The sequence below is a fragment of the Gordonibacter pamelaeae 7-10-1-b genome, assembly GCF_000210055.1.
Classification (GTDB): domain Bacteria; phylum Actinomycetota; class Coriobacteriia; order Coriobacteriales; family Eggerthellaceae; genus Gordonibacter; species Gordonibacter pamelaeae.
In genome coordinates this window covers 3,411,600-3,417,910 of the sequence record NC_021021.1, presented here as the reverse complement: position 1 = coordinate 3,417,910, position 6,311 = coordinate 3,411,600, and the positions used below count along the sequence as shown (strand labels likewise).

At 64.6% G+C, this 6,311-nt stretch carries 7 protein-coding genes; 2 read left to right on the top strand and 5 right to left on the bottom strand.

The genetic code is table 11. The features are described from left to right. Nucleotides 1–1,121, top strand: a 1,121-nt coding sequence (locus GPA_RS15715; protein WP_049784209.1) for a radical SAM protein, incomplete at its 5' end; no start/stop codon positions are given. Nucleotides 1,122–1,246: 125 nt separating this feature from the next. Here GPA_RS15715 and GPA_RS15710 read toward each other — a convergent pair. From GPA_RS15710 to GPA_RS15690, 5 genes are all read right to left on the bottom strand, one after another. Beyond that, on the bottom strand, nt 1,247–1,585 hold the full coding sequence (locus GPA_RS15710) for a hypothetical protein (protein WP_015540472.1): 339 nt from the start codon (nt 1,583–1,585) through the stop codon (nt 1,247–1,249). A gap of 193 nt (nt 1,586–1,778) precedes the next feature. Beyond that, nucleotides 1,779–2,048, bottom strand: coding sequence for a hypothetical protein (locus GPA_RS15705; RefSeq protein ID WP_015540471.1), 270 nt, complete (start codon nt 2,046–2,048; stop codon nt 1,779–1,781). Nucleotides 2,049–2,129: 81 nt separating this feature from the next. Continuing rightward, entirely contained in the window at nt 2,130–2,489 is a 360-nt protein-coding gene (locus GPA_RS15700; RefSeq protein WP_015540470.1) for a hypothetical protein, read from the bottom strand. Between the two features lie 20 nt (nt 2,490–2,509). Continuing rightward, nucleotides 2,510–4,822: a molybdopterin-dependent oxidoreductase gene (locus GPA_RS15695; protein WP_041239793.1), complete on the bottom strand. Its 2,313-nt coding sequence runs from the start codon at nt 4,820–4,822 to the stop codon at nt 2,510–2,512. A 159-nt stretch (nt 4,823–4,981) separates the two neighbouring features. Beyond that, on the bottom strand, nt 4,982–5,233 hold the full coding sequence (locus GPA_RS15690; RefSeq protein WP_041239792.1) for a hypothetical protein: 252 nt from the start codon (nt 5,231–5,233) through the stop codon (nt 4,982–4,984). Nucleotides 5,234–5,600: 367 nt separating this feature from the next. Here GPA_RS15690 and GPA_RS15685 point away from each other — a divergent pair, with 367 nt between their 5' ends. Then, entirely contained in the window at nt 5,601–6,179 is a 579-nt protein-coding gene (locus tag GPA_RS15685; RefSeq protein ID WP_041239791.1) for a hypothetical protein, read from the top strand. The last annotated feature ends 132 nt before the right edge of the window (nt 6,180–6,311 follow it).

Sequence of the window (6,311 nt, the reverse complement as noted above, 5' to 3'; positions counted from 1 at the left end):
CCGTGCGCAACGCGGGCGCCAGCCTGAGCGCGGGCCACCTGTCCCCCGCCTGCGTGGAGTGCACGGGCAACCGCGGGTCGGAGACGTTCTCCACCACGTTCAAGTGCCACCGCGACTGCTACTTCTGCTTCAACCACAACCAGCCCGACTACGAGCGGTTCTTCCGCGAGGGGTGCCCGTGGGAGGAGGGCGTGGCCCGGGCGGCGGCCGAGAACGACGCGCTCGCCTGCGTGGGCCTGACCGGGGGCGAGCCGCTGCTCGACCTGGAGAACGCCCTGCTCTTCCTCGAGCGCGCGGGCGAGCTGTGGCCCGGCGCCCACAAGCGCCTCTACACCTCGGGCGACCTTCTGACCGCAGAGGCCGCCGCGCGCCTGCGCGATGCCGGGCTCGACGAGATCCGCTTCAGCGTGAAGGACGACGACGCCCCCGAGCAGCAGGGGCGAGTGATCGCCGCCATGCGGCTCGCCAAGGGCTTCATCCCCTCGGTCATGGTTGAGATGCCCGTGATCCCCGGAGCGCGCACGCACCTGCAGCAGCTGTTCCGCCAGTTCGAGGACGTGGGCATCGACGGCATCAACCTGCTGGAGTTCTGCTTCCCCTTCTGCAACTGGGACGAGTTCGCCCGGCGCGGCCTCACGCTCAAGAACCCGCCGTTCGAGGTCATGTACGACTACGGCTACTCGGGGGGCCTGGCCGTTGCGGGCAGCGAGGAGCTGGCGCTCGAGCTCATGCTGTGGGCGCTCGACGAGGGACTGAGCTTCGGAATGCACTACTGCTCGCTCGAGAACAAGCACCGCAGCGAGATGCGCCAGAAGAACGAGCGCGCCGCGCATGCGCACCCGTGCGTCGCGTTCGACGAGGGCGATTTCTTCCTGAAGACGGCGAAGGCCTTCGGGCCGGACGTGGAGCCGGTGCGCGCCGCGCTCGAGGCGGAGGGCTGCACGGACTTCATGGAGGACCCCGAGGAGGGCTCGCTCGCGTTCCCGCCGCGCTTCCTCGAGACGGCGCGGAGCGTCCGGCGTCCAGACGGCGAGCCGGTACAGATCCAGAGATGCTTCCTCGTGTACGAGGTCGGCGAGGACGGCGGCTACCTCATCGACGTCGCCTTGTGCCCGGCGTAAGGCCGGCGCCGACAGCCGGCGCGCCGCGCACTACGGGAAAGGCCCGCGCCTGTGGCGCGGGCCTTTCCCGTATCGAAGCTTGCAGATCGGCCCCCGAAGTGCGGGCCCCTCGTGCGCGTGGGCGCCTAGCAGGCCCGCTTCCAGGGCGCGCCCGCCGGGTTGAGCTTGCGGCGCGCCGAGAGCTCGTCGGCGAACATGATGCAGTAGCGCAGGCCCTTGAGCGTGACGTACAGGCAGGCTATCTCATGCTTGCCACCGTGGTTGAACACGTCGTACGTCAGATACTCGCGCTCGATCATGGGCTCGTAGAGGGGGCTGCCCTTCACCTTCTCCATCAGCAGGTTCGTGGACTCGCGCCCCAGCTCGTCCTGCTTGAGGGAGATGTTGTACAGGATATCCTCCTGCTCGGGGGTCAGCCGACCCAATTTTTCGATCTCGGCCCTGATGACGTCTTCGGTTCCCATAAGCCCTCGTCTCCTTGTGCGGTTCGGTGCCCGCGTTCCCAATGGTTTCCACAGTTCCCAATACGGTGCCCGTAAGGCTTTCCCGCCAGCAAAGCGCTGCAGGCGCCGTAGTGCTCGCCATTCTAAAAGAGGACCCACTTCAAGCAACAAGCGAGTCCTCCTTTTGCCTCTGCGCAAGCTTAGTGCTTAAAGCTTAGCTCACCGGCTTGATGTCCTTGAAGCTGCCGCCCAGGCCAAGCTCGCCGGCACCCTCGTTGCCGGTAGCCTTCGTGGAAGTGTAGCCGCCCCAAGCGCGAGCGATGTACTTGTCCTTCACGAAGAAGACGTTCAGCTTCAGCAGGTCCGGCTTGGTCAGCTCGAACTCGGCCGCGGCCTCGTCCTGGGTCTTGCCCTCGGCCATGAGAGCGTTCAGCTTGTCGGCTGCTGCCTGAGGATCGAGATCCATGAACTCATCATGCGTCATTGTGCCCTCCTTGTCAGTCGTTACAGCGTCGTGGCCGCCGTCCGCAAAGGCAGCGGCCACGACAATCATAGCATTATCGGCTTACAGCTGGAACAGGACCATCGGGCGGTCGAACTCCGCCATCTTGGCCTGCATCTCCTCGAGCGTGCCATAGTACATGGACGCGGACTCCTCGACCTGCACGGCCAGGGGACGCTGGCCGGCCTTGTCGCCGCCGGTGCCCCAGTGCTCGGAGAAGATCGACGTCGGGCACGGGATGTAGAACCACTCCCACGCGTCGCCGTCGGAACCCTCGGCCTTGCGGAAGGGGCCGACCTCGACCTCTTTGATGCCGAACTGGTCGAGCGGGAGGCCCAGCTCTTCCTTGCAGGCGATCTCTGCGGCATGGTTGCCGGAGAAGTAGGTGTAATCAACGAGCAAAGCGTATTTCTGGTCTGCCATTATCGCCACTTCCTTTCGGGTTAGTCTTGGTCCAGGCTACGGACGCGGCGGACGTTGCACATGACACCCTTGTACGGGGCGCCGAAACCGAGCTTGCCAACGTTGAAGTGCGGCACCAGGCTGTTGAAGTTGGACTTCCACACGCCGAACAGGTTGGGCTCCTCGCCGTCCTGCTCGGGGAACCACCAGCCGTGCGCGCAGTTCAGGATGCCGGGCTTCATGACCGGGGTGACCTCGGCCTTGAAGCGGGCCTCGCCGAACATGTTGTACACCTCGCACCAGTCGCCGTCGGTGATACCGTACTCGGCAGCCGTCTCCGGGTTGATCTGGACCCACGGCCACGGATCGATCTGGCGCAGCGACGGCACGTGACGATGCTCGGAGTGGAACGAGCTGTAGCGACGCGAACCGGACGTGGTGATCAGCGGGTACTGACCGGCGAAGTCGGGCTTGCTGATGGGGCTGTAGTTCGGCTCCTCGTAGTAGGGCAGCGGATCCTCGCCCCAGGATTCGTACAGGATAGAGTAAGCTTCGATCTGGCCCGTGATGGTGTTGAAGCCGGGCTCGCCGTCGAAGCGGAGCAGGCCCTTCTCGTACTTCTCGTACTCGAAGCCATGGGCGCCGGGCTGGTAGAGACCCTCCTCGCGGAACTGGTTCCAGTCCATGCCGAGCTCCTTCAGCTGGTCGCTGTAGAAGTCCTCCACGGCAACCGCCAGGGCGTCGAGGTCGAGGGACTTGCCGTCGGCCGGCTTGTACCACGGCCACCAGGACGGGTTGAGGCGCTGGCCGAACATGAGGCAGATCTCCACGTCGGACTTGCACTCGCCCACCTGCAGAGCCTTGTTCATGGGGCCCATGAACACGGTGTTGCGGCCGTAGTGCGTGAGCACGATGCCGTTGTGCTCGGCCCACGTGGCCATCGGCAGGAAGTAGTCGCCCACGGCCATGGCCGTCGGGGTCATGGTCAGGTCCTGGACCACGACGAACTCGAGCTTCTGCAGGGCCTTGTGCCAACGCTTAGGCTGCGCGGAGCACGTCGGGGTGAGGAAGTTGGAGCTGTTGAACCAACCCATCTTCAGGGCGTAGGGCTGGTCGGTCTCCATGGTGTTCAGCGTCTCGTCGGGCTGGGTGGTAGCCATGCCGGTGGACAGGCCGGGCCACGCCGCCGCGCCGATGCGCTTCTGCCACACGTCGTCGGCCATGGCGCCACGCTGCTCCATGCGCCACTTGCCGAGCAGGGCCGACGGAGGACCGAGGGTCAGGCCGCCGGGACGGTCGATGGAGCCGGCGAGGGCAGCCAGGACGATGAACGCCTGGGACAGCTGCACGCCGTTCTTGTTCTGGTCGAACGCGAGGCCCCACGCCCAGCCGATCGGGCGCTCGGTACCGATGATGTGCGCGACGCGCTTGATGTCCTCGGCGTCGACGCCGGTGATCTCGGCAACCTTGTCGACGGGGTACTCGGCCGCGCGAGCCTTCATGTCGTCGAGGCCGTAGATCCACTTCTCGGCGAACTCTTGGTCGTACTCGCCCGTCTCGAACATGAGGTTCATGATGGCGAGGGCCAGGGCCGTGTCGGTCTGCGGGCGGACCTGCAGGTTGATGTTGCCGTCGTGCGCGCCCACCCACGTGATGCGGGGGTCGATGGAGATGATCTTCGTGCCAAGCTTCATCAGGTCGACGAGGCAGTGGCCGAAGAAGCCGTCACCGTTGGAGGGCAGGGGCTCCTTGCCCCAGACCACGATCCACTTCGGCACGGTGTAGCGCGGGTCCTGGTAGCTGCCCGGCAGGTGACCGGCGTAGTCGAGCTCGGGGTAGCCGGCGCCCAGCACGTAGTCGGAGATGGAGCAACGCGGGCCGTAGCAGGACCAACCGGACTGCGTGTAGCAGCAGTTGGGCGACTGCAGCACCGAGAACGTCAGCGCATAGTAGAAGATGCAAGCCTCGCGGCCGGTGCCGCCGAAGACCACGATGGACTCGGGGCCGTAGGTGTTCTGGAAGTAGCGCACCTTGTCGCAGATGGTGTCCAGGGCCTCGTCCCACGTGGTCTGAACCCACTTGTCCTTGCCGCGGTCCTCCGGGTTGCGCTTCATCGGGTGGATGATGCGCGAAGGCGCGTACGTGTACTCGCGCAGCGCGAGGTTCATCGCGTTCACGCGGCCCGTGGTGATGGGGTTGTCGTCGTCGCCCTCGATGCGGACGAGCTCGCCGTCCTTCGTGACAACCTTGACGCCGTATCCCACCGGGTGGCTTCCCGGAGGCGACCACGTGTTGCTGCGGGTTACGACAGTCCCGTCTTCCATCACGGTTTGCCACTGTTTACCGTATGCCATGTTCTCCTTCTTTCTACACTCTCACTCGTGTTTCGGTAGAAGCATCTCTGCGCTTGTCATCGCGCGAAACCTCGTGTAGATCCTCGTGCTGGGGACCACCCCCTTCCGTGGTCGCGGCGCCCGTCCCCTTTGCAGGCGCCGCTTAAGCATCGCGTCCGCTTACGCGGTGGGAGGCTTGGGAGCACCGGGGGCCGCGGGGGCCTTCGGGGCGCCGGGGGCCGCGGGGGCCGCAGGGGCGCCGGGAGCTGCGTTCGGCAGCGGCTTCTCGCCGTTGATATACGGCGAGAAGTCGGCCTTGCAGAACGGGCATGCCTTCAACGTAACGCCGGCCATCATCTGGATGGTCTTGCCGCACTCGGGGCACTTGTTCATGCCGCCGCTCGCACCTGCATCTGCTGGTCTGAAGCACATAGGGGAATCCTCCGTCTCATTTCTTCGGCCGGCTCGGACGGCACATCGCACCGTCTTGCTGCCAACCCCTTGCCATAATGTTCGTCAGCGAAAGCCTGACGGGAAACAGCTTAGTTGCCCGGGCGGGAGGGGCATCGAATCACGGGGACAATTTTGGGGATCATACCATCGTCCCCGGAGGTTGATTTTCGTCAACCCAAGAGGTTGCGGTTTATTATATTGCCTGATCATTGGCATAATTTTGAGTTTAGCCGCCCGGCGTCGAACCGACGGCCGCAACCGCTGAAAACAGCTCTTGGCACCGTGTCCCAGGAGGCCCTGCGGTATAATAAAGCAAGCGAAAACGCGCCTTTAAGGGGGATCTGCATTGAAGAACAACAAGGTGTACCTGCCAACCGATGCCATAGCGCGCCACGAGGATTTCGACGTGTGGTACGCCGACGGTGAAACCTTCCTGAGCATCAAGGGAGCGTGGTCCAAAGAGAGCGACAAGGCCGTCATCTTCGGCCGCATGGGCGGGGAGATGGGGCAGATCAAGCCCGACCACAAGGCCCTCACCTACTACCTGAAGCTCGAACGCTGGGAATACGTGTTCCACACGCTCCACCTGTTCAAGCACTACTACGTGAACGGGATGAAGTGGCAGATCGACGGGTCGTTGACGAACCCTCCCTTCGACTTCGTCAACGAGGAGGACTCCCAGAAGGAAGTGCATGTGCAGGTGGTCGATTTCAAGGGCCACGGCCCGTGCTTCGAGGTCAGGGCCAAAGACGTGGCCAAGCTGCGCATCGCCGTGGCCGCCGTCATCGCCATGGCCATCAAGGAGGAGTACCGGGGCTTGAGCGAGGGCCTGAAGAACCCGAATGCCTCCCGGCTCGAGAAAGCGAAGAACTGGCTCGTGGCGGACAAGGGCATCCCTTACGACCAGCTGCCCGACCTGGATTAACGCCCCTGGCAGGGCGTTGGCGCCCTGCCCGCCCCCCCCCCGCCTCGCACCGACACGCAACGCAAAAGAAGCCCCGCCGCCTTGTTTCCAAGGAGGCGGGGCTTCTGCAATGCGGGGCCCGGCGAAGTGCCG